Raw genomic sequence first — 22,797 nt, 5'->3', positions numbered from 1 at the left:
GGGTCTTTCCTGCACCATGCAATCAATCCTCAAGCGAGGCGGCACGGCAAGTACCTGATTATAAAAGCACAACACTGTTTTTGCTGCTGGCACGGCGCTTGCGGCCGCAGTCGGGTACGCATTCGCACCTGAACCGGAGGACCCATGAATCAGAACATGACTCAACTCAACGAGCTGATCGAGATCACTCGTGACGGCCAACACTTTTACCAGCATGCGCTGGACGTGGTGAAGGACATCGAGCTGCAGCATCTGTTTCGCGACATGGCACAGGCCAAGACCCACATCATCCAGGCGTTGTCGGTGAAGGTCGCGGCTAACCAGGAACAACCTGCCCAAGGCGGCACCACGGCCGGCAAGTTACGCGAAATGTATGCGGACACCAAGGCGCGGCTCGGTCATGCCGATGCGGTATACATCGATCAGCTCGATCAAGCCGAGGAACGCATCCTGGCGGCATTCGAAGACGCGTTGAAATCGGCCGAACCCGATGTACGGGCCTTGTTAGCTATCGAACTGCCGAAAATTCGTGCCTGTCACGAGCGTATCCACAAGCTCAACCACCGTGACGATCACTGACGAGCGGGAGGGATTAGTTCGTCGTGCAAATCGCCCGGCGCCGATTGTAGGTATCGTGCAATTTAAGTTGACGCCTCAAAGATTTGTCTTATTAAGTATTTGAAAATAAAGGGAAAAATCTATTTTTATAGGCTGGCATGACGTCTGCAATGTAACTGGAAAGACAGACTGCCCCGCATGCTTAGAAGGAGTTGAGGATGAATCGTCAAGCGCGTTTCTCACTGGTCAGCAAAGGTTTTCTTACCGCTGCGGTTGTGATGCTCATCGTGGGTGCCGAGCGGCCGATGTCGCAACCGCTCAGCCAGGCACAGCATGAATCAGCGGAACGAATTCACATGTATGACGCTCAACCAGTAGGGATCGTGCAAACCGGGCCGGCACCGAAAACGATCGATTACATGCAGGTGCGGTCAGGGCAGCGCTGGGTTTTCTAAGTGGTCGCTCCGATAGCTGATCAAAATGGCGGTCCCGCTGAAGAAGTTCCTGAACGAAGAGGAGTCACACCATGCTGAGTTGGGCTATTACTTTCCTGATCATCGCCATCATCGCTGCTGTACTGGGCTTCGGTGGTATCGCAGGCACCGCAACGGGCATCGCTAAGATCCTGTTCGTGGTTTTCCTGGTGCTATTCGTAGCATCGCTGATCTTCGGTCGAGGCCGGGGCCCGCGCGTTTGATGCAATGATGCCGCCCGCAAGGGCGGCTGCAAAACCTAACGGAGGCAACGCAGGCGGGATGCCGATATTCCTAGCTCTTCGCGCCAGCGGCGCGAGGCTCGCAGTAACTTCGAGTGATCTACCGAGCACTCGTCAGCCCGCGTAGCGGGCGAACCATGGGGTCGGGATGCTCTGTTAACGGAGCGACCTAGAGGTACATGGAGTACTTCCTGCTAACGGACCAGGTTCAGTGAAAGGCAACCGGAGGTGGCTCAGACCGCCTCTGGCTTGCGATCAAACGAATCGTCACCATTCTCCTGTCCCATGCTGCCGCTCGCGCAGCGTCGCTCCCAGCTCAATTCGAACGCCCTCGCGGTCTCAGGCTAAGGCTGATCAGGTTCGCTCAGGCAATTCGCGAATCTGCTGGCTGTCTCGACGCTGAGCACAATGGTCGTTGCCCGTCTGCGCCGTTATCATCGCGCCCAATCACTTTCGGGAGAACGACATGCTCAACGGCCTATGGCTGGGCTTTTTTCTGATCGCCACGGTTGCTGCGCTTGCTCGTTGGTTGGTCGGTGGCGATCCGGCGATCTTCGCCGCGCTGGTCGAAAGCCTGTTCGCCATGGCCAAACTGGCGGTAGAAATCATGATCGTGCTGTTCGGCACGCTGACGCTCTGGCTCGGCTTCTTGCGCATCGCCGAGAAAGCCGGTCTGATCGAACAGCTGGCGCGTCTGCTGGGTCCGCTGTTCCGCCGTCTGATGCCAGAAGTACCAGCCGGGCATCCGGCGTTGGGGCTGATCACGCTGAACTTCGCCGCGAACGGTCTGGGGCTGGACAACGCCGCCACACCTATCGGCCTGCGAGCCATGCGTGCCCTGCAAGAGCTTAATCCCAGCAAGACGGTGGCGAGCAACGCACAGATTCTCTTCCTGGTGCTTAACACCTCCTCACTGACGCTTTTGCCCGTCTCGATTTTCATGTATCGCGTGCAGCAGGGTGCCGAGGATCCAACGCTGGTGTTCCTGCCTATCCTGCTCGCGACGACCGCGTCATCGCTGGCGGGATTGCTGGCGGTGGCGCTGGTGCAACGGCTGCGCATCTGGGATCCGGTGGTGCTGGCTTATTTCATTCCCGGTGCGCTGCTGCTGGGCGGCTTCATGGCGCTGCTTGCCGGGCTGTCGGCCACGGCGCTGGCTTCGCTGTCATCGCTGCTCGGTAATTTGACCCTATTCGGCCTGATCATCGCCTTTTTGATCGTCGGCGCGCTGCGTAAGGTGCCGGTCTATGAAAGCTTCGTCGAAGGCGCGCAGGAAGGGTTCGATGTGGCGAAAAGCCTGCTGCCCTATCTGATCGCCATGCTTTGCGCGATCGGCGTATTGCGGGCGTCCGGCGCGCTGGACTTTGGCCTGGACGGGATTCGCTGGCTCGTTGAAGTGTTGGGCTGGGATACCCGCTTCGTCGACGCGCTGCCCACGGCACTGGTCAAGCCCTTCTCCGGCAGCGCCGCGCGGGCGATGTTGATCGAAACCATGCAGAACCAGGGCGTCGACAGCTTCGCGGCGCTGGTGGCGGCGACGGTGCAGGGCAGCACCGAGACCACTTTCTATGTGCTGGCGGTGTATTTCGGTGCGGTCGGCATCCAACGCGCCCGGCATGCGGTTGGGTGTGCACTGGTGGCGGATTTCGCCGGCATCACCGCGGCAATTCTGGTGTGCTATTGGTTTTTTGGATGATTGATCTTGCGAGGGCGGAGGAAAGGCTGTGGCGAGTAGCAATGTAGGGTGGGTTAGCGACGCATGCTCGTCGAAGCAAATAACCACACGAAGCTGGCGCGTCGCGTAACCCACCAAGCGCCGTATCGGCTCACGCTGATGATAGTGCTCAAAAATCCAGCAAGCGGCGGATCAAAGCGTCGCCCGTTGCCACAACCGAAATAACGGCTCGGCCAGGAACATCACCAGGAACAATCGCAACACCTGTAACGCCGTCACCAACGCCACCGATAGCTGCAACGCCTCCGCCGTGAGGCATAACTCGGTAATCCCGCCAGGCATCATCCCCAGTGTCAAAGACGTCTGGTTGAGGGTCGCCGCCCAGCCCAGCGCTTCAGCCAGGCCCGCCGCGGCGAGCATTGCCAGTAGCGTGAACAGCAGAATATTTAGCAAGAACCGCGGAGCGCTGCGAAAAAATGGTCGATCGAAGTGACAACCCAGCGAGCAGCCGATCAGCCATTGCCCGAGCTGGCCGGCACCTTCAGGCAGGCTCAGGTTCAGGTCGAATGTCACGCTCGCCACCGCGCAGGCGGTCAACGGGCCGAGCATCCAGGGGTTGGGTTGGTCGAGCTTTTTCCATAGAAGTGCCAGCAACGCGCCGGCTGGCAGCAGCAACGCCAGCCATGGCCAGCTAACGGGTGCCGGTGGCGGTGCGTCGACGGGAGGCAGGCTCCAGGTGAACAACGCCGGGATGATCAGTACCACCAGCAGCAAACGCAGGCTGTGCGCCGCGGCGACTTTCGCCGGCTGTGCCGAGTGACGACCGGCCAGATTGACCATTTCACTGGCGCCCCCGGGCATGCTGGCGAAGAAAGCTGTGGCGCGGTCAGTGCCGCTGCGCAGCAGAATGAACAGACCGATCAGGCTCAGCAGCAGCGTGCCCAGTGCACCGGCGAGAATCACGCCGAAATGCTCCAGCACCTGCTGCATGACCTCGCTGGTAAAGTGCAAGCCGATGGCGCTGGCGATCAGCCATTGCCCGGTCTGTCGGCCATGCGGGACTTCCTTTAGCAGCCAGCCGCTGCAGCGAACAACGATGACCGCCAACAGCGAGCCGACCATCCACGGTAGCGGCCAGTTCGCCAGGCTCGCCAGCCAACCGCCGAGGGTGCCCACCAGCGGTGTTGCCCACCAGACCGGCAACCGGTAGCCGTGCATATCAGTTCTGGACTGCCAGCGTGGCGCGGCGACGGCCGAGGTACCAGCGAATGCCCGGCATGGCCAGCATCAGGACTGCCATCGCCCACAACGCCAGAGTGATCGGGCTGCCCCACAGGATGCCCAGGTCGCCTGCCGAGATCGACAACGCGCGGCGCAGGTTGTCTTCCATCATCTCGCCGAGTACGAAACCCAGAATCAGCGACGACAGCGGGAAGTCCAATTTGCGCAACAGGTAGCCGAACACCCCGAGCCCGACCATTAGCACCAGGTCGAATGTGGTGCTGTGTACCGAATATACGCCGACCAGGCTGATTGCCGTGATGGCTGGTACAAGCACCCAGTTGGGCACGCTGAGCATCTTGGAGAACAGCCCGACCAGCGGAATGTTCATGATCAGCAGGATTACGTTACCGATGAACAGCGAGGCGATCAGGCCCCAGACCACGTCCGGTTGCTGCTCGAATAGCAGCGGGCCGGGCGTGATGTTGTACAGGGTCAGCGCACCGATCATTACCGCCGTGGTGCCCGAACCAGGCACGCCAAGGGTCAACATGGGAATCAGCGAGCCACAGGCGGAGGCATTGTTGGCCGCTTCCGGCGCCGCCAGACCACGTAGATCGCCTTCGCCAAACTTGCCGCTGGCGCCGGCCATGCGCTTTTCGCTCATGTAGGTCATGGCGCTGGCGATGGTTGCGCCGGCACCGGGCAGCGTGCCGATGACGAAGCCCCCCAAAGCACTGCGCACCATGGTCCAGAAGGTCAGGGAGAACTCCTTGAAATTGAACAGCAGTCGCCCGCTGGCCTTCACTGCCTTTTGCCCGCTGTGGGTCTTTTCCAGCATCAGCAGCACTTCGCTGACGCTGAAGAAGCCGATCACCACGATGACGAACTGGATGCCATCCGACAGGCTGACACTGCCGAAGGTGAAGCGGTAGACACCGGTGGTCGAATCCACCCCGACGGTTGCCAGACCCAGGCCGATCAATGCCGCCATCAGTGTTTTCACCGGCTTGTCACCGACCATGCCGCCGAGGCAGGCGATGGCGAAGATCATCAGTACGAAGTATTCCGCAGGCCCGAAAGCCACCGCCCACTTCGCCAGCAGCGGGGCGAACAGCACCACGCCACAGGTGGCGATCATGCTCCCCATGAACGAGCTGACCGCGGAGAGCGACAGCGCAATGCCAGCCTTGCCCTGACGTGCCAGCGGGTAGCCATCGAGCGTGGTCATGACCGCGGCGGCATCGCCCGGCACATTGAGCAGGATCGCCGAAATACGTCCGCCATATTCGCAGCCCAGGTACACCGCAGCGAGCAGGATCAGCGCCGTTTCCGGTGGTAAACCCAGGGCAAAGGCCAACGGTAGCAACAGCGCCACGCCATTGATCGGGCCCAGACCGGGAAGCAGACCGACGACGGTGCCGACGAAGGCGCCGAAGAGCGCCACCAGAAGGTTGGTCGGGCGGGTGGCGACATCAAAGCCCTGCATCAAGAAATTCAGTGTTTCCATTTTTCAGTTCTCCAACAGGCGCAGCACGCCGAGCGGCAGTGGCACATCAAGCAACACGTCGAACAAGCCATGGAGCAACACACCCATCAGCACTCCGCTGATCACGCAGGGCCAGAGTCGGCCATTGAACAGCAGGCCGAGCGCGAAGCAGGCCAGCGCGGTGGTGATGACGAAACCGAGCTTTTCGAACAGCAGCGCGTACGCCAGCAGTACCAGCACGCAGAGAAGGGCTCGCCGGGCCATCGCCCAGTCGAACGGCGGCGTCGGTTCGCCATGTGGTTTGCAGAGCAGCCAGAGCGCACCGCAGGCCATCAGAAACAGCAGCAGCAGCGGATAGGCGCGCGGACCGACCGGGTCGTAGGCGAAAGGCGCCTCGAAACTCCAGGCGAGCAGCGCGAGACCGGCACAGGCGAGCAGCCAGGCCGCGGCAAAGACACGAACGTACATGGTGGATTACCTCAGAGGAGCCAGCAGCGGCTTCGTCCTTATGCGTGTGAAAACTGCTGCGCTCGGTTATGCCGCGTTAAAAACACGCTGGATCGCAGCCCGGTCGGAATGCTCATTTACAGCAGTAAACTCGCGTGCGAGCCCAGCCCGCTTCCCACCTATTTTTGCGCTTTGCCTAACCTTCGCTCGCTACTTTTTCACACGACCAGGACCGGAAGCCACTGCCAGCAGGGTATTACTTGACCAGACCGAACTCGCCGGCGAGCGCCTTGTACTCCTTGACCTGCTTGTCGACGAACGCCTTGAGTTCGTCACCGGTCATCGACAGCGGGAACAGGTCGCGCTGCTCGCGCAGCTTGGCGAAATCCTCAGCGGCCAGCAGCGTGTCGAACTGGGTCTTCCACCAGTTGAAGTCCTCGTCGCTGACTTCCGGCCCCATGTAGAAGCCGCGAATCACCGGCCAGCTGATGTCGAAGCCCTGTTCCTTTGCGGTTGGGATTTCGCTCATCTCGCCCGGCAGGCGCTCGTCGGAGAGCACCGCGAGGATGCGAATCTTGCCGGCTTCGAGCTGTGGCGCGACCTCACCCAGGCCGCTACTGGTGACCTGCACGTGGCCGCCAAGCATCGCAGTGAGGGTCTCACCGCCGCCCTCGAAAGCCACATAACGCAGCTTCTTCGGATCCACGCCAGCGGCGCGGGCAATCAGTGCGGTCTGCATCCAGTCCTGCCCACCGATGGTGGCGCCAGCACCAAAGACGACACTGCTGGGGTCCTTCTTCACCGCGGCGATCAGATCGTCGAGGTTTTGGTAAGGCGCATCGGCACGGACCGAGATGGCGCCGTAATCGGTGCCGATACCAGCCAGCCAGCGCACATTGGTTTCGTCGTAGCGACCGAACTTGCCTTGCGCCAGGTTCAGCAGCGAACCGCTGGAGAACGCCGTAATGGTCGCCGGATCGTCGGCACGCTGAGCGATCACCGCGTTGTAGGCGACCGCACCGACACCGCCGGGCATATAGGTGACGCGCATCGGTGCTTCGAGCAGACCGGAATTCTTCAGGCCGCTCTGGGCCAGTTTGCAGGTCAGGTCGAAACCGCCTCCAGGCTTGGCCGGGGCGATGCATTCAGGGCGCTTGGGCTCGGCCATCAGTTGGCTGGACAGCACCAGGCAGGACGAGAGCAGGGCAAAACGGCGGATTGCAGTTTTCATGAGTGTCTCCTTCGGATTCTTATTGTGGGCGGCTTTACCAGATCGGCAGGCTGTAGCTGACGATCAGGCGGCCTTTTTCATCGGCGTCACGGGTGAATCCGAGCGGAGCATGATTTCGCGAGTGCTGATTTGTTGGTGCCGGCCTGAGCCGGGAGTGCCAGCGAGGCGATGGCGGCTGGGGCGAATACACGCAGGGGCGGGTAGTTTCTGACAGCAGTCAGCATTCTGCATCTCCACTCTTGTTTTTGTTGTGACGGCGGTGTGCCGTTTCAGGTGGGTCGAGCCACCTGGAGAGCGATGCTAGGCGTCGAAACTTTCACCAGGCTTTCAAGACTGAAAGCAGCGTGCCGCATTCCTTGTCGCTACACTGGCGTCCCGTTCCGTATATGGCAGAGGACAGGCAATGCGGATTCTTCTGGTCGAGGACCACCCCCAACTGGCTGAAAGTGTGGCGCAGGCGTTGCGTGCAGCCGGCTGGACGGTGGACTTGCTCAATGATGGCGTGGCGGCCGATCTGGCGCTCGCCACCGAGGATTACACGCTGGCGATTCTCGACGTCGGTCTGCCCCGGCTCGATGGTTTTCAAGTTCTGGCGCGGGTGCGTGAACGCGGCAAGACTCTGCCGGTACTCATGCTCACCGCGCGTGGCGAAGTCACCGATCGCGTGCATGGACTCAACCTCGGCGCCGACGACTATCTGGCCAAACCTTTCGAGCTGTCCGAGCTGGAAGCGCGGGTCAAGGCGCTGCTGCGCCGCAGCGTGGCCGGCGGCGAGCGCCAGCAGAGCTGCGGTGTGCTGGTTCACGATCTGGATGCGCGGCGGTTCAGCCTCGACAAACAACCGCTGAGCCTGACCTCGCGTGAGCAGGCGGTGCTCGAGGCGCTGATCGCCCGGCCCGGACGGGTCATGAGCAAGGATCAGCTGGCGGCGCAGGTCTTCGGCCTCGACGAAGAGGCCAGCGCCGATGCCATCGAAATCTATGTCCACCGCCTGCGTAAGAAGCTCGAGGGCAGCGCGGTGCGTATCGTCACCTTCCGCGGGCTGGGTTATCTGCTGGAGTCGGTGGATGCCTGAGGCCGTGCCGCCACGTGCCGGGAGCCTGCGCGCCGGGCTGCTACGCAGGTTGGCGGTGCTGTTGGCCTTGTTGCTGTTATTCAGCGGCTGGAGCGCTTACTGGAATGGCCGGGCCGCCGCAGATACTGCTTATGACCGCACCTTGCTGGCCTCTGCCCGCGCCATCGCCGAGGGGCTGGTGGCCAATGACGGCAAGCTGCGCGCCAACGTGCCCTACGTGGCGCTGGACACCTTCGCCTATGACAGCGCCGGACGCATCTACTACCAAGTGCTGGATACCGAAGGTCGCCTGGTCAGCGGCTACGAACATTTGCCAGCGCCGGGGCTCAAGGTCCGGCGTACCGATGACTATCCGGCGCTGGCGCGCTTTTATGACGGCGAGTTCAAGGGCGAGGGCGTACGTCTGGTCAGTCTGTTGCAACCGGTCAGTGAGCCGGAGCTCACCGGCATCGCCGAAATCCGCGTAGCCGAGACGCTCGGCGCCCGCGAACGCCTGGCGCGCAGCTTGCTCACCGACACTCTGTGGCGCGTCGGCCTGCTAGCCGTCACTTCGCTGCTGCTGGTGTGGCTCGCTGTCAGTGCTGCGCTGCGACCGCTGGGCAAGCTTAGCGAGGCGGTCGAGCTGCGTCAGCCTGATGATCTTCGGGCGCTGCCGCTGGTGGCGGTGCAGCGCGAACTCAAGCCGCTGGTGGTGGCGCTCAATCATTTTACTGATCGCCTGCGTGGCCAGTTCGAGCGTCAGGCGCAGTTCATCGCCGATGCAGCCCATGAGCTGCGCACGCCACTGGCCGCGCTCAAGGCGCGCATCGAACTGGGCCTGCGTGAACAGCAGCCGCAACGCTGGCAGCAAACCCTGGAAGAAGCTGAGGAACACACCGATCGGGTGATTCACCTGGCCAACCAGCTGCTTTCGCTGGCGCGCATCGAAAGCGGCGCGCAGTCCATCGCCGAAGGCGGGGCGCAGCGTCTCGACCTGAGCCGGCTGGCTCGCGAGCTGGGACTGGCGATGGCGGCGCTGGCGCACAAGCGCGGCGTCGCCTTGGCACTGGAGGCTGAGCAGCCGGTGTGGATCCATGGCGAGCCGACCTTGCTCAGCGAGCTGCTGAGCAACCTGCTGGACAACGCTCTGGCGCATACGCCGAATGGCGGCAACGTGGTGCTGCGAGTGAAGGACGGCGGCGTGTTGGAAGTGGAGGACGACGGTCCGGGAATACCGCCCGCGGAGCGTGAGAAGGTCTTTGCGCGCTTCTACCGGATCCAACACCAAGGTCAGGGCGCCGGCCTCGGGCTCGCCATCGTTGGCGAAATCAGCCGTGCGCACCGCGCCACCATCGAACTGGGTCAAGGCTCGTTGGGCGGACTGTTGGTCACGCTGAGGTTTCCGTCGATCCCAGCTGACTCAGCCGAGTAACCGCTCGGCGCTAGCCGATAAGCGGACTGCAGACCTGGTGCTGCACGCTAAATTCCGCACACGGCTTTGCGGTCAGCATGCCTAGATCGTTAGGCAAAACGCCAAAACACGCCAGCGAGAGCGAAAGCGCACGTCTTTTTGCAGGTGCCATGCACTTACAGCTTATGTGAACGCTGGGCTGCGCGATCGGTCTCTAGTTCGGTTCATCGATCCGGCGCAGCGGCAGGGCAATGGCGATTCGCAAGGTGTACCAATCATCTGCAGCAGACGCTGCTCGCGGTGGCTGATGGCCTGCTAGACTTCGAACTTCTCGCGAAGGCTCACGAGGCAAAGCGGGACAATCCAAAACAACCAATAAGGAGTGAATCCATGAAAGGCAAATCCTTGGCATGGATATTTTCCGCCGCATTGGCGGGGGCTGGGCTGAGCGGTATGGCTCAGGCGCAAGAGCAGTTCGTCACCATCGGTACCGGTGGGCAGACGGGCGTTTACTACGTTGCCGGTCAGTCTATTTGCCGCTTCGTCAACCGTAACGCCGAAAACCTCAAGTGCAATGCCCCAGCCAGTGGCGGCGGTGTGGCCAACGTCAACGGCCTGCGCAGCGGCGAGTTCAATTTCGGCATCATGCAGTCGGACCATCAGTACAAGGCGATGGAAGGCCTTGCGCCCTTCGAGAAGGAAGGCGCAATGGAAGACCTCCGCGCAGTCTTTTCCCTGCAGAGTGAAGTGTTCACCGTACTGGCGCGTCGCGACGCCAATATCAAGAGCCTGGATGATCTCAAGGGCAAGCGCGTCAATATCGGCAATCCCGGTTCCGGCCAGCGCGACACGCTGGAAGAGATCATGAAAGAGAAGGGCTGGGATCAGTCGGTCTTCAGTCTCGCCGCAGAACTCAAGCCGGCCGAACTGGCCAGCGCGTTGGGCGACAACAACATCGATGCCATGACCTACTTCGTTGGTCACCCCAATGGCGCGATTCAGGAAGCGACCACCACTGTCGACGCGGTTCTGGTGCCGATTACCGGCCCGGAAATCGACAAGTTGCTGGCTGAGAAGAGTTACTACACCAAGGCTGAAATCCCGGGCGGCATGTACAAGGGCAACGACAGCGCCACTCAGTCCATCGGCGGCAAGGCGGTGCTTTCCACTACGTCCAAGGTCGACGACGAAGTGGTCTACAAGCTGGTCAAGTCGGTGTTCGAGAACATCGAACGCTTCCAGCGTCTGCACCCTGCATTCAAGGATCTCAAGCCGGAAGACATGATCAAGGTTGGCCTGTCTGCGCCCCTGCATGAAGGCGCTGTGCGCTACTACAAGGAACGAGGCTGGATGTAACGGCCCGGCAGACCGCAGAGAAATGCTGCGGCATGCCTTGGTTTGCTGCATCGGTGCGGCGGTCCTTTATCCGCCGCATTCGCCTGAAAACCCGTGAGCCCAGTGCCACGGGTTTTCGTGGTTCCGCTACTTGAAAAACAGGCCTCATTTCATGCAAGACAATCAACTGTCCACTGAAGAGCTCATTGCCAAGGACGTCGGGGCGCGACTGCCCGAAGGCGCCATGGCGAAACTGATAGCGGGCCTGGCGCTGCTCTGGTCGCTATTCCAGCTGTGGATCGCCTCGCCGCTACCGTTCATGCTGCGCTTCGGTGTGCTGAATGACACCGAAACCCGCTCGATTCACCTGGCATTCGCACTGCTGTTGGCGTTTTTGGCCTATCCGGCCTTCAAACGCTCGCCGCGCAATCGAGTACCCCTGACTGATATCGCACTGGGCCTGGTAGCCGCCGCCAGTGCCGCCTACCTGTTTATTTTCTACGAGCAACTGGCAAATCGCCCGGGCAACCTGACGACCGCGGATCTGGTCACGGCCTGCATTGGCATTCCGTTGTTGCTGGAAGCCACTCGCCGTGCGCTCGGTCCACCGTTGGCGATCATCGCGCTGATATTCATCATCTACAGCCTGGCCGGACCCTATATGCCGGGTTTGCTGGCACATCGCGGCGTGAGTTTTACCGCAATGGCGAATCACCAGTGGATCACCACCGAGGGCGTGTTCGGTATCGCCCTGGGCGTATCCACCAGTTTCGTCTTTCTTTTCGTGCTGTTTGGCGCACTGCTCGACCGCGCCGGCGCTGGGCATTATTTCATCCAGTTGGCGTTCGGCCTGCTCGGCCACATGCGTGGCGGCCCGGCGAAGGCGGCGGTGGTGTCCTCGGCGCTGACGGGCATGATTTCGGGATCGTCGATTGCCAACGTGGTCACCACCGGTACCTTCACGATTCCGATGATGAAGAAGGTCGGCTTTTCCAAGGAAAAAGCCGGTGCGGTGGAGGTGGCGTCCTCGGTCAACGGCCAGATCATGCCGCCGGTAATGGGCGCTGCGGCGTTCCTAATGGTCGAGTACGTCGGCATTCCCTATGTGGAAATCATCAAACACGCCTTTCTGCCGGCGACGATTTCCTACATCGCGCTGTTCTACATCGTGCATCTGGAAGCGCTCAAGCAGAACATGCAGCCAATCGGCACGCACCAGCACAAGCCTTGGCTGCGTCGCTTGACTGGCTTTGCCTTCGGGGCTGCCTTGATTTCCGGGCTTTCGCTGGCGGTCTACTACGGTCTTGGCTGGCTCAAGCCGGTCCTCGGCGATTACGCGCTGCCGGGTATATCGGTGCTGCTGGCGCTGGCTTATCTGGCGCTGTTGAAAATTGCGGCGAGCAATCCGCCGCTGCCAGCTGAAGATCCGGACAAGCCGCTGGAAGAGCTGCCGAACACCCGTGCGGTGCTGCTCTCGGGGCTGCACTTCATGTTGCCCGTGGTGGTGCTGGTCTGGTGCCTGATGGTCGAACGGCTGTCACCCGGCCTGTCGGCGTTCTGGGGCACGGTGATGCTGGTGATCATCCTCCTGACCCAGCGCCCTCTGCTCACCTGGATGCGCCGCGACGGCAGTCATCAGCACGGTAGCTTTATGGATGGCGTAGTCGACCTGCGCGAAGGTCTGATCGCAGGCGCGCGCAACATGATCGGTATCGGTATCGCCACCGCGGCGGCGGGCATCATCGTCGGTGCGGTCTCGCAGACCGGCGTCGGTCTGGTGCTGGCCGATCTGGTCGAAATGCTGTCGATGGGCAATCTCTTCCTGATGCTCCTGCTCGTCGCGGTCTTCAGCCTGATCCTCGGTATGGGCCTGCCGACTACCGCCAACTACATCGTAGTGTCCAGTCTGCTGGCACCGGTGGTGGTGGCGCTGGGGCAGCAGAACGGGCTGATCGTGCCGCTGATCGCCGTGCATCTGTTCGTCTTCTACTTCGGCATCATGGCCGATGTCACGCCGCCGGTGGGGCTGGCCTCGTTCGCCGCTGCCGCGGTATCCAAAGGCGATCCGATCAAGACCGGAATTACGGCGTTCTACTACAGTTTGCGCACCGCAGCGCTGCCATTCCTGTTCATCTTCAACACCGATCTGTTGCTGATCGATGTCGGGCTTTGGCATGGCATCCTGATTTTCATGGTCGCCACTGGCGCAATGCTGATCTTTGCCGCCGGTACTCAGGGCTTTTTCCTGGTGCGTAACCGCTGGTATGAAAGCGTTCTGCTGTTGTTGGTCGCCTTCACCCTGTTCCGGCCGGGATTCTGGATGGACATGGTGCACGACCCCTACCGCGACATCCCGCCGGCGCAATTGACTCAGGCGCTGGAAGTGGTGGACGAGGACAGCCAGCTTCGCCTGCGCATCCGCGGTGAGGACGCAGTAGGTGACATGCGCGAGTTCAGCCTGCTACTGGCGGTTCCGGATGGAGCGTCGGGAGAAGAGAAGCTGGAAAAGATCGGCCTGATGACTTATGAGCAAGACGGCAAGGTGCTGGTCGACAATGTGACCTTCGGTAGCCCAGCCGCCGAATTGGGTCTGGAATTCGATCAGGAAATCCTCGCGGTTCGCGCGCCCACCGATCGAGTGGCCAAAGAGTGGATGTGGCTACCCGGCCTCGCGCTTTTCGGCTTGGTGATTTGGATGCAGCGGCGGCGCAGGCTGCGCTGATCGGCGCGTTTTGCTGAACCAGCTGACCCCGGCCTTGCTCACGCATCGCCGGGGTTTCTGCTTTTGAAACCTGGGCTTGACGTCACTGGGAGGCCAGCGCGGCGAAGGCCGCCAATTCCGTCTTAGGCCGGCTTGCCGGGCAGCCGATGCTTGACGGTAAGCGAATCGCGGTCTGCCTCTGCCGCGGATCGGCCCTTGCCGCCACCCGAGCCCTCCAGCGCGGCATAGGCGGCGCTGCAGAACAGCGAATTCAGACGCTTCATATCGGCGATCAGCTCCAAGTGGGCGGCGCTGGTTTCGATACTTTCGACCACCTGCTGATGCAGCCGGTGCACATGAGCGTGGGCCAGCTCGCGCTCGCGCTTACGGAACTGGCGCTTTTGCTGCAAGAGCTGCCGCGCACTGTGCGAGTCTCCGGACAGGAATACCGACAGGCCCAGCGCGAGGTTGGCGCTGAGCAGGGCGTGCAGCTGGCCCAGTTCGTCCCGTCCGCTGTCGGAGAAAGAGCGGCGCTTGGATGTCTTGATGTTTTGCACCTTGCCGAGCATGTGCTCGATGATGTCTCCGGCCTGTTCCAGGTTGATCGCCAACTCGATGATTTCCGCCCAGCGCCGGCTTTCCTGTTCGGCCAGGTCCTCACGCGGCATCCGCGCCAGATAGAGCTTTACACCGCTATAGAGCGCATCGACGTCATCGTCCAGGCGACGGATCTCCTCGCCTGGTTCCGGCCGATCCTCACGAAGCACCTCCAGCAGGCGCGCCAACATGGTTTCCACCAGATCGCCGATGCGCAGGGTTTCGCGCGTGGCATTGGCGAGCGCCAGGCTCGGCGTATCGAGCGCGGTGGGGTCGAGGTGGCGTGGTTGGGCGATGCCATTGTCCAGCACACGCTCCGGCAGTAGCCATTCGCAGAGACGTGACATCAAGCCCACGGTCGGCAGCAATAGCAGGCAGCGCAGCGAGTTGTAGGCCAGATGAAAGGCGATCACGTCGGTCTCGGCGCTGTACCCGAGCGTGCTTATCCAGCTCACCAGTACCGGCAGAAACGGCAACACCAACAATCCGGCGAGCTTGTAAAGAAGATTGCCCAGCGCCACCCGACGCGCCGGTACCGGTTGCGGGCTGGCGTTGAGCCAGGCCAGCACGCCGCTGCCGACATTCGCCCCGATGACCACGCCGAGGGCTACCGGCAGGCTAATCAGGCCTGCGCTGGCCAGGGTCGCAGTGAGCAGCACGGCTGCCAGGCTGGAATAGGAGAGCAGTGCGAACACCGCACCCACGACCACGGCGAGCAGAGTGTCCCCGGCGAGCGACGAGAACAGCACACGCATGCCGCGCGCTTCGGTGATTGGCTCGGCCGTTTGCACGATCAGCTGCAAGGCGAGGATGATCAGCCCCAGCCCGATCAGCACGCGGCCAAGCTGGCCCGCACGGGTCTGCTTACGCGACAGAAACAGGCAGACCCCGACCAGCGTAAACAACGGCGACAGCCATGACAGATCAAGCGTCAGTACGCGTGCCATCAGCGCCGTACCGACATCCGCGCCGAGCATGATCGCTAACGCAGTGGGCAGCGCCATCAGCCCCTGAGCGACAAAGGATATAGCCAGCAACGCGGTGGCATTGCTGCTTTGCACCAACGCGGTGACACCGATACCGGCGCTGAATGCCAGCGGGGAATTGGCCATGCTGTGGCCCAGCAGCCGCCGTAAATGCGAACCATAGACCCGCATGATGCCGGTGCGCACGATATGCGTACCCCAGATCAGCAGAGCGATGGAAGACAGCAGGTGCAACAACGTCAACATCAGGCGGTTTCTCCGGCGAAAGACAACGACACCAAATAGCGCCGAGCGGCGCGATACACATCGCGGGATATTCGGTTGACCCTGAGGCAGTTGGCCCGTTCACGGAACTGTCATTCACAGGCGCGACACAGCTTGTCGCAGGCTTAGAGCAAACTGGCCGGTGTCACTCGCTCGTTACGCAGGTGGCCTGTAACCTACTTATCTCATTTCGACGCGGTCCGCCCATGCTAAGCCTTTACCACGCCCCCGATCTGGAAACCCTCGGCGAACTGGCGACCACCTTGCTCGCCCAGCCACTGAGCGACCCCTTCGCGCCAGCGCTGGTGATGGTGCCGAGCCAGGGCATGGGCCGCTGGCTGACACTGGAACTGGCGCGCAAGCAAGGCATCGCCATGCAGCTGGAAATGCAGTTGCCGGCCAAGTTCGTCTGGGACCTGAGCCGCACGGTGCTGGGCAGCCTGCCGGAGCAATCGGCGTTTTCCCCGTCGACCCTGACCTGGCGTCTCTATGGCTGGCTGTGCGAGCCGGCCAACCTCGAACTAGCGCCGCGCCTGTCGCAATACCTGGACGGTGGCGACGAGCGGCGGCGCTTGTCCTTGGCGGCGAAGATCGCCGATGTTTACGATCAATACCTGCTCTACCGCGACGACTGGCTGGCCGCCTGGGAGCGCGGCGAAACTCGTGACCTGGGCCCCGACGAAGCCTGGCAAGCGCTGCTCTGGCGTGAACTGACCAAGGACGGCCATCCGCATCGCGCCCGTCTGCTCGACGATCTGCTGCAGCGTCTTTATGACGACGAACCCTTGCCCGGCCTGCCCGAGCGGCTCCTGGTATTCGGCATCAGTAGCCTGCCGCCGCACCACCTGCGTGTGCTCGATGGCCTGGCCCGGCATATCGACGTGGTCGTCTGCGCGCTCAACCCGAGCCGCGAAGCCTGGGGCGAAATCCGCGATATTCGCGAGCTGGCGCGACAGCCGGAAAGCGGTGCAGACGATTGGTATCTGGATGTCGGCCATCCGCTGTTGGCGAGCTTGGGCAAACAGGGCCGGGACTTCTTCGACTCGCTGTTCAGCCTTGCGACGAGCGAAGGCAGCCAGGAAATCGGCCTGTATTCCGAAGACGAAGACCTGCGCGACGACAGCCTGTTGCACGCGCTGCAGAACGACATCCTGCGCCTGCGCACCCGCCAGCCCGACGAGCGCATGACGCTGGCTGAAGGTGATCGCTCGCTGGAAGTGCATATCGCCCATTCGCCGTTGCGCGAGGTGGAGATTCTTCACGACCAACTACTGGCGCGCTTTGCCGCCGACCCGGCGCTAAGCCCGGACCAAGTGGTGGTGCTGACCCCCGATATCGAGCGCTACGCCCCATTCATCGAAGCGGTGTTCGCGCCACGCGAGGGCAGTCCGCGCATTCCCTACAGCCTCGCCGACCGCAGCCTGCGCGCCGAGGTGCCGTTGATCGAGGCCTTTCTCGAACTGCTGATGCTGGCGCAGAGTCGCTTCGCCGCCGAAGAAATCCTCGCCTGGCTGGAGCAACCGGCCATCGCCCGCCGCGCCGGGATCGAAAGCGAAGATCTGCCACTGCTACGCGACTGGCTGCGCGAGGCGGGTGTGCGCTGGGGGCGCGATGGCAGTCAGCGGGCGCGTCTGGGCTTGCCGGACGAACCGGCCTTTACGTGGCGCCAAGGGCTGGATCGATTGATGCTCGGCTTCGCCGCGCCACCACAACTGGCCGGCGATTCTGCGCCGCTGCTCGGTGAGCATTGGCCGCTGGATGCGCTGGAAGGTGCGCGGGGCCAGCTGCTGGGTCGGCTGGTGGAGTTCGTCGAGCGCCTCGGCAAACTGGCCGATCAGCTGGCCCGGCCACGCCCGCTGGCCGAATGGGCGGACGATCTGCAAGTGCTGCTCGATACCCTGTTCGACGAACGCGAGGCCGGCGAAACCCTGCTGTTGCTATCCCAGGCCTGTGCTTCGCTGCGCGACCAAGCGCAGGCGGCGGACCTTGAACGCCCCATCGAGCTGGAACTGGTGCATCAACAACTCAGCGCCGCATTGCAGCAGGGCGGCGGCGCCTCTGGCTTCCTGACCGGTGCGGTGACCTTCTGCACCATGGTGCCGATGCGCAGCCTGCCGTTCCGTGTGGTCTGCTTGCTTGGTCTGGACGACGGCGCCTTCCCGCGGCGCACGCCGCCGTCGGGCTTCGACCTGATCGGCCGTCACCCGCGTCGTGGCGATCGTGCGCGGCGACTCGACGACCGCTACTTGCTGCTGGAAACCCTGCTCTCGGCGCGCGAGGCGCTGTACCTGTCCTATGTCGGTCGCGACCCGCGGGACAACGCCGTGCTGCCACCGTCGGTGCTGCTCAGCGAAGTGCTGGAAGCCATCGACATGACCGCTCTCTGTAGGAGCGAGCTTGCTCGCGAACCCGCCAACACCGATGTTTCGCAGCCGAAGGAGCCCAAGGCCAGCGAGAAGATCCTCATCGCCCACCCGTTGCAGCCGTTCTCGCCGCGCAACTTCGCCAACGCGCCCTGCGCTGGCTATTCGCTGCCCTGGTTTCGCGCCGCCCAGCGCCTGGCCGAGCCGCCACAGACCAGCACGCAGCCCTTCGCCAGTCTGCTGGCCGAGCCCGACGAGGCCTGGCTGACCATCGAGCCGTCGCAACTGTTGCAGTGCTTCCGTCACCCTGCTCGTTTCCTGCTCGAACAGCGCCTGGGTCTGCGCTTGGCCGATGCGCAGGAATCGCTCGCCAGCGACGAACCTTTCGACCTGGAAATGCCCGCCTGGAACGGCTTGCGGCGGCTGTCATTACAAGCGCTGGAACATCACTGGAGCGACGAGGATGAGCGCCGCATGGCCTGCGCAGCGGGCTGGCTACCCACCGGCGAGCTGGGCCAGGCGCTGTGGGGCAAGCTGCGTGGACCGGTGCGCGCCTTTGCGCCGCGGCTGTTCGAGCTGCGTCCCGACGCGGTACCCGAACCGCTGGCCGTGGACATCACCCTGGCGGGCGTGCGCGTGCATGGCTGGCTCGACGGTGTGACCCCCGGCGGGCTGTTCGGCTGGAAGCTGGGCCGTCTCGGCGAATGGGACCTGCCGCCGTTCTGGCTGCGCCATCTACTGCTCAATCTGTCCGCTACGGCGGGCATCGAGCGCAACAGCCTGATGCTCTCGCCGGCCGGCGACTGGCAGCTGGGGCCGCTGGCGAACGCGGCGCAGTTGCTCGAACCCTGGCTCGCCGCCTATCGCTGCGCGATCCGTGAGCCGCTGCCGTTGTTGCCGCGCAGCAGCCATGCCTTCGCCAAGGGTTATCGCAACCCGAGCCGCGGCAGCGAACCGCTCGATACCGCACGCAAACGCGCCCGCGAAGCCTGGTTGGGTGCTGAATTCAGCCCCATCGCCGCCGAGTCCGAAGACCCATGGAATGCCTTGGCCTTCCGCGATCGCGATCCGCTCGACGAGCGCTTCGAAACGCTGGCCGAACAGTTGATCGGCCCGGCTCTGGATGCGTTGGCCAACGAGGAGCAAGAAGAATGAAGCTCGACCTGCTCGATTCGCCCTTCGATGGCCGCTCGCTGATCGAGGCCAGTGCCGGCACCGGCAAGACCTGGACGCTCACCGCGCTCTATGCCCGGCTCCTGCTGGAGCGGCAGTTGTCGGTGGGGCAGATCCTCGTGGTCACCTACACCACCGCTGCGACCGCCGAGCTGCGCGAGCGCATCCGCGCGCGGCTCGCCGATCTGCTGGCGGTGTACGAAGGCACGCCGAGCGGCGACGACTTCCTCAACCGCCTCCATGCGCGCTACCCGGACGAAGCCTCGCGCCGCCGCTTGCTGCTGGCTGTGCATGGCTTCGACGAGGCCGCGATCTTCACCATCCATGGTTTCTGCCAGCGTGCCCTGCAGGACGCGGCCTTCGAGGCCGGCGGCGATTTCGACAGCGAGCTGACCGCCGACGACCGCGAGATCATCGACGCACTGCTCGCCGATGCCTGGCGTAGCGAGCTGGCCGAAGCCGACCCGGCCTGGGCGCGCTTTCTGGCCAAGAGCCGGATTACCCCGTTGTGGTTGCGCCAGCGGCTGCGCAGTCATCTGGGCAAACCTTATCTGCGCGTTGAGCCGCAGGATGCGCCCGTTGCAGCCGACCTGCGGCCGGCCGAAGCGGCCTGGCAGCATGCCGCCGCGTTGTGGCGCGAGGCTGGAAGAGGCTGGGTCGCCGAGCTGTCAGATCACGGCGGCCTGAGCCAGAGCACCCATAAAAGCATCAAGTTCGAACCGTGGCGGGCCGAACTGGACTCCTATTTCGCCGATCCGGCGGTGATGTTCGATCTGCCCGACGGCGCCGCCAAGTTTGGCGTACGCGCCTTGAGCAAGGCCTGCAAAAAGGGCTTCGACGCGCCAGTGTGCGAACTGGCCCATGCGCTGGACGAGCTGGCCGACCGGGTGGCCGAGGCGCTGCCGGCAGGCAAGCAGCGGCTGATTGCGCTGCAGGTCGCGCTACTCGAACGGCTCAACCGCGAACTGCCGGAGCGTAAAGCGGCGCAGCGACTGCTGGCTTTCGACGACCTGCTCAATCGCCTGGATCAGGCGCTGCAAGGAGCGGTCGGCGAAGACCTGGCGGCCTCGCTACGTGCTACCTATCCGCTGGCGCTGATCGACGAATTTCAGGACACCGATCCGATCCAGTACGCCATCTTCAACCGCATCTATGCCAAGGCCAGCGAGGCCTCACTGTGTTTCGTCGGCGATCCTAAACAGGCCATCTACGCGTTCCGTGGTGCGGACCTGGCGACTTACATGACCGCCAAGCAACAGGCGGATCGCGAACCTTTCAACCTGCCGACCAACTACCGGTCGACGCCTGAGCTGATCGACGCGCTGAACCAGCTGTTCGACCATCCGCAGCCGTTTGCACAAAATGGCCTGCGCTACCCGCCGGTAGGCGCCGCCGACAAACCGCGGGCCAGCCTGCGTCTGGTGGAGGAGGGCGATGCGGCACCGCTGTCGCTGGTCTGGTTGGGCGACGATCCCTTGGGCAAGGGCGAGGCAGCGCAACTGGCCGCGAGCGACACCGCACGGCGCATCGCCCTTCAGTTGGCGGGCGCCGTCGAGGGCCGTGCCGGTTTCGATAAGGAGGGCGCGTTTACGCCATTGAAAGGTGGTGATATCGCTGTGCTGGTGGCCAACCATCGTCAGGCCGGGATGATCGCCGATGAACTGTCCGCGCGCGGCGTGCCGAGTGTGCGTCGCGGACGCGACAGCGTCTGGCGCAGCGAGGAGGCCACGGAGCTCGCCGCAGTGCTCGCCGCCTACGCCGAGCCCGGCCGCGAAGGCTTGCTGCGCTATGCATTGGCCACACGCCTGCTGGGGCGCAGCGCCGCCGATCTCGCCCGCTGCCAGGACGATCAGCAGCAGTGGGACGCCGAACGTGAAGCCGCCGAGCGTTACCACCAGCTCTGGCAACAGCAGGGCTTCATGCGCGTCTTCCGAGCGTGGCTCGACGAGCAGGCAGTGGCCGAGCGGCTGCTAGCACGGGTCGATGGCGAGCGCCGGTTGACCAACCTGCTGCACCTAAGCGAGCTGTTGCAGGCTGAAAGCCTGCTGCGCCCGGGGCTGGAAGCGCTACTGGCGTGGTTCAACATGCAGCGCAGCAGCGAAGGCGCGGGTGAAGAAGCGCTGCTGCGCCTGGAAAGCGATGCCGAGCGGGTGCAGATCGTCACCATCCATACCAGTAAGGGCCTGGAATATCCGCTGGTTTTCTGCCCCTTCCTTTGGGACGGCAAGCTGCTCGGCAAGAACCGCGACAGCGCCCGCTGCCATGATGCCAGCGGCCAACCGCTGCTGGATCTAGGCAGTGACGAATTGGAGGAGAACCTCGAACGTGCCCGCCAGGAAGTCTTCGCCGAACAGCTGCGCCTGGCCTACGTCGCGTTGACCCGCGCCCGTGATCGGCTCTGGCTGCACTGGGGCCCGGTGTGTCTGTGCAAGCCGAAGAAGGATGGCAGCCTAGCGGACGAAGGTCTGCACAGCAGCGCCCTGGCTTGGTTGCTGCACGGTCGTGAACTCCCAGGTGATCAGCCGTTGACCGAGCTGGGCCATCATCTGGCTGATCTCGACGGCGGCGCCCTGCGTCTGGCGATCGAGCGTCTGGTTCAGGGAAGCGAGGGCAGCATGGCCTGCCTGCCACTCGAACAGCGCGATACGAACGCTCAGGGACCGGGCCGTGCGTCGCCACCGCAGCAACTATCGCAGCTCAACCGCAGCCTGCACAGCGCCTGGCGTATCGGCAGTTTTTCCGGCTTGGCTGCTGGTATGCATATGGAAGCGCCGGACCGCGACGCCCTGGCGATCCCCAATGCCGGCGAGCCGGGCAACGGCTTCTTCGCATTCCCTCGCGGCGCCCGTGCCGGTACCTGCCTGCACGCGATCCTCGAAGACTGGGCGCGCGGCAAGGGCGAGCTGCCGGCGCTGGTCGAGCCGGCATTGCAGGCCTATGGCTTGCCGCTGGAGTGGAAGGACATCGCCACGGCCCATTTGCAAAAGATGCTGGAGACGGATCTGGACGGCGCCGGCCTCACCCTGGCCCGTCTGCAATCGGCACGGCGGCTGCCCGAACTGGGCTTCACCTTCCCGGTTCAGGATCTCGATGTGACGCGCCTGCGCACGCTGCTGACTGATCCGGCCAACGGCCTTGCCGCACCTCTGCGCGAGGCGGCGGCGCGGCTGGAGTTCGACAGCCTCAAAGGCTTTCTCAAGGGTTTTATCGACCTGACATTCGAGCACGACGGCCGCTGGTACATCGCCGACTACAAGTCCAACTGGCTCGGCCCGGACGCCAGCTACTACGGCGGCGAGCGACTGCTGCACGCCTTGGCCGGCGAGCACTACTACCTGCAATACCTGATCTATCTCGTAGCGTTGCGCCGCTTCCTGCGCCAGCGCCTGGCGGATTTCCGCGACGAACAGCTGGGCGGCGCCTACTATCTGTTCCTGCGCGGCATGCCCGAGGCGGGCGTGTACTTTGCACGGCCGGACGATGCGCTGCTCGATGCGCTGGATCGGCTGTTCGAGGAGGGTAGATGATGCGAGAAGCATGTTCTGTGAAGTGGGGCGAGCGGAGGTTTGCTTCAGCG

15 protein-coding genes are annotated in these 22,797 nt (G+C 63.1%); 10 read left to right on the top strand and 5 right to left on the bottom strand.

Annotation, left to right across the window (positions count from 1 at the left end):
* Window positions 1-144: 144 nt before the first annotated feature.
* The 4 genes from NAV33_RS06325 (at window position 145) to NAV33_RS06310 (ending at window position 2,969) form a co-directional block, all read left to right on the top strand.
* Window positions 145-579, top strand: coding sequence for a ferritin-like domain-containing protein (locus tag NAV33_RS06325; RefSeq protein ID WP_255978022.1), 435 nt, complete (start codon window positions 145-147; stop codon window positions 577-579).
* 197 nt (window positions 580-776) lie between these two features.
* Window positions 777-1,013: a hypothetical protein gene (locus NAV33_RS06320; RefSeq protein ID WP_255978020.1), complete on the top strand. Its 237-nt coding sequence runs from the start codon at window positions 777-779 to the stop codon at window positions 1,011-1,013.
* A 71-nt stretch (window positions 1,014-1,084) separates the two neighbouring features.
* On the top strand, window positions 1,085-1,255 hold the full coding sequence (locus NAV33_RS06315) for a DUF1328 domain-containing protein (RefSeq protein WP_003282841.1): 171 nt from the start codon (window positions 1,085-1,087) through the stop codon (window positions 1,253-1,255).
* Between the two features lie 484 nt (window positions 1,256-1,739).
* On the top strand, window positions 1,740-2,969 hold the full coding sequence (locus tag NAV33_RS06310) for a nucleoside recognition domain-containing protein (RefSeq protein ID WP_255978018.1): 1,230 nt from the start codon (window positions 1,740-1,742) through the stop codon (window positions 2,967-2,969).
* Window positions 2,970-3,140: 171 nt separating this feature from the next.
* On the opposite strand, the gene NAV33_RS06305 is transcribed toward NAV33_RS06310, so the two are convergent.
* From NAV33_RS06305 to NAV33_RS06290, 4 genes are all read right to left on the bottom strand, one after another.
* Window positions 3,141-4,166 carry an AbrB family transcriptional regulator gene (locus NAV33_RS06305; protein WP_255978016.1) on the bottom strand — a complete coding sequence of 342 codons (1,026 nt, stop codon included), beginning with the start codon at window positions 4,164-4,166 and terminating at the stop codon, window positions 3,141-3,143.
* Between the two features lies 1 nt (window position 4,167).
* Window positions 4,168-5,679, bottom strand: a complete 1,512-nt coding sequence (locus NAV33_RS06300) for a tripartite tricarboxylate transporter permease (protein ID WP_255978014.1) — start codon at window positions 5,677-5,679, stop codon at window positions 4,168-4,170.
* Between the two features lie 3 nt (window positions 5,680-5,682).
* The gene (locus NAV33_RS06295) at window positions 5,683-6,126 is read right to left on the bottom strand and encodes a tripartite tricarboxylate transporter TctB family protein (RefSeq protein ID WP_255978012.1); all 444 of its coding nucleotides are present in this window, start codon (window positions 6,124-6,126) and stop codon (window positions 5,683-5,685) included.
* 235 nt (window positions 6,127-6,361) lie between these two features.
* Complete coding sequence (locus NAV33_RS06290; protein ID WP_255978010.1) at window positions 6,362-7,336, bottom strand: tripartite tricarboxylate transporter substrate binding protein; 975 nt, start codon at window positions 7,334-7,336, stop codon at window positions 6,362-6,364.
* A gap of 403 nt (window positions 7,337-7,739) precedes the next feature.
* Here NAV33_RS06290 and NAV33_RS06285 point away from each other — a divergent pair, with 403 nt between their 5' ends.
* The 4 genes from NAV33_RS06285 to NAV33_RS06270 all read left to right on the top strand — a co-directional run bounded on the left by NAV33_RS06285 (window position 7,740) and on the right by NAV33_RS06270 (window position 13,858).
* Window positions 7,740-8,411 (top strand): response regulator, encoded by a 672-nt coding sequence (locus tag NAV33_RS06285; RefSeq protein ID WP_255978008.1) that lies wholly within the window; start codon window positions 7,740-7,742, stop codon window positions 8,409-8,411.
* Window positions 8,404-9,822, top strand: coding sequence for a sensor histidine kinase (locus tag NAV33_RS06280; protein ID WP_255978006.1), 1,419 nt, complete (start codon window positions 8,404-8,406; stop codon window positions 9,820-9,822). The genes NAV33_RS06285 and NAV33_RS06280 overlap by 8 nt, the downstream gene beginning before the upstream one ends.
* A gap of 369 nt (window positions 9,823-10,191) precedes the next feature.
* Complete coding sequence (locus tag NAV33_RS06275) at window positions 10,192-11,157, top strand: TAXI family TRAP transporter solute-binding subunit (protein ID WP_255978004.1); 966 nt, start codon at window positions 10,192-10,194, stop codon at window positions 11,155-11,157.
* Window positions 11,158-11,308: 151 nt separating this feature from the next.
* Window positions 11,309-13,858 carry a TRAP transporter permease gene (locus NAV33_RS06270; protein ID WP_255978002.1) on the top strand — a complete coding sequence of 850 codons (2,550 nt, stop codon included), beginning with the start codon at window positions 11,309-11,311 and terminating at the stop codon, window positions 13,856-13,858.
* Between the two features lie 122 nt (window positions 13,859-13,980).
* Here NAV33_RS06270 and NAV33_RS06265 read toward each other — a convergent pair whose 3' ends face one another.
* Complete coding sequence (locus tag NAV33_RS06265) at window positions 13,981-15,666, bottom strand: Na/Pi cotransporter family protein (protein ID WP_255977999.1); 1,686 nt, start codon at window positions 15,664-15,666, stop codon at window positions 13,981-13,983.
* A gap of 224 nt (window positions 15,667-15,890) precedes the next feature.
* Between NAV33_RS06265 and recC the strand changes: the two genes are divergently transcribed.
* Together recC and recB are read left to right on the top strand one after the other, a co-directional pair.
* Window positions 15,891-19,202 carry an exodeoxyribonuclease V subunit gamma gene (gene recC, locus NAV33_RS06260; protein ID WP_255977997.1) on the top strand — a complete coding sequence of 1,104 codons (3,312 nt, stop codon included), beginning with the start codon at window positions 15,891-15,893 and terminating at the stop codon, window positions 19,200-19,202.
* Complete coding sequence (recB, locus tag NAV33_RS06255; RefSeq protein WP_255977995.1) at window positions 19,199-22,747, top strand: exodeoxyribonuclease V subunit beta; 3,549 nt, start codon at window positions 19,199-19,201, stop codon at window positions 22,745-22,747. Before recC ends, recB begins: the two co-directional genes overlap by 4 nt.
* Window positions 22,748-22,797: the final 50 nt, after the last annotated feature.

The organism is Stutzerimonas stutzeri (assembly GCF_024448715.1).
In the GTDB taxonomy this organism is placed as follows: Bacteria; Pseudomonadota; Gammaproteobacteria; order Pseudomonadales; family Pseudomonadaceae; genus Stutzerimonas; species Stutzerimonas stutzeri_AR.
Note: the sequence above shows the minus strand (reverse complement) of the source record. Positions and strands in the feature narration are given on the sequence as shown.

What these genes read in the sequence shown, in the direction of transcription:
- NAV33_RS06325 (WP_255978022.1), top strand. Translation starts at nt 145, where the DNA reads ATGAATCAGAACATGACTCAACTCAACGAGCTGATCGAGATCACTCGT.
- NAV33_RS06320 (WP_255978020.1), top strand. Translation starts at nt 777, where the DNA reads ATGAATCGTCAAGCGCGTTTCTCACTGGTCAGCAAAGGTTTTCTTACC.
- NAV33_RS06315 (WP_003282841.1), top strand. Translation starts at nt 1,085, where the DNA reads ATGCTGAGTTGGGCTATTACTTTCCTGATCATCGCCATCATCGCTGCT.
- NAV33_RS06310 (WP_255978018.1), top strand. Translation starts at nt 1,740, where the DNA reads ATGCTCAACGGCCTATGGCTGGGCTTTTTTCTGATCGCCACGGTTGCT.
- NAV33_RS06305 (WP_255978016.1), bottom strand. Translation starts at nt 4,166, where the DNA reads ATGCACGGCTACCGGTTGCCGGTCTGGTGGGCAACACCGCTGGTGGGC.
- NAV33_RS06300 (WP_255978014.1), bottom strand. Translation starts at nt 5,679, where the DNA reads ATGGAAACACTGAATTTCTTGATGCAGGGCTTTGATGTCGCCACCCGC.
- NAV33_RS06295 (WP_255978012.1), bottom strand. Translation starts at nt 6,126, where the DNA reads ATGTACGTTCGTGTCTTTGCCGCGGCCTGGCTGCTCGCCTGTGCCGGT.
- NAV33_RS06290 (WP_255978010.1), bottom strand. Translation starts at nt 7,336, where the DNA reads ATGAAAACTGCAATCCGCCGTTTTGCCCTGCTCTCGTCCTGCCTGGTG.
- NAV33_RS06285 (WP_255978008.1), top strand. Translation starts at nt 7,740, where the DNA reads ATGCGGATTCTTCTGGTCGAGGACCACCCCCAACTGGCTGAAAGTGTG.
- NAV33_RS06280 (WP_255978006.1), top strand. Translation starts at nt 8,404, where the DNA reads ATGCCTGAGGCCGTGCCGCCACGTGCCGGGAGCCTGCGCGCCGGGCTG.
- NAV33_RS06275 (WP_255978004.1), top strand. Translation starts at nt 10,192, where the DNA reads ATGAAAGGCAAATCCTTGGCATGGATATTTTCCGCCGCATTGGCGGGG.
- NAV33_RS06270 (WP_255978002.1), top strand. Translation starts at nt 11,309, where the DNA reads ATGCAAGACAATCAACTGTCCACTGAAGAGCTCATTGCCAAGGACGTC.
- NAV33_RS06265 (WP_255977999.1), bottom strand. Translation starts at nt 15,666, where the DNA reads ATGTTGACGTTGTTGCACCTGCTGTCTTCCATCGCTCTGCTGATCTGG.
- recC (WP_255977997.1), top strand. Translation starts at nt 15,891, where the DNA reads ATGCTAAGCCTTTACCACGCCCCCGATCTGGAAACCCTCGGCGAACTG.
- recB (WP_255977995.1), top strand. Translation starts at nt 19,199, where the DNA reads ATGAAGCTCGACCTGCTCGATTCGCCCTTCGATGGCCGCTCGCTGATC.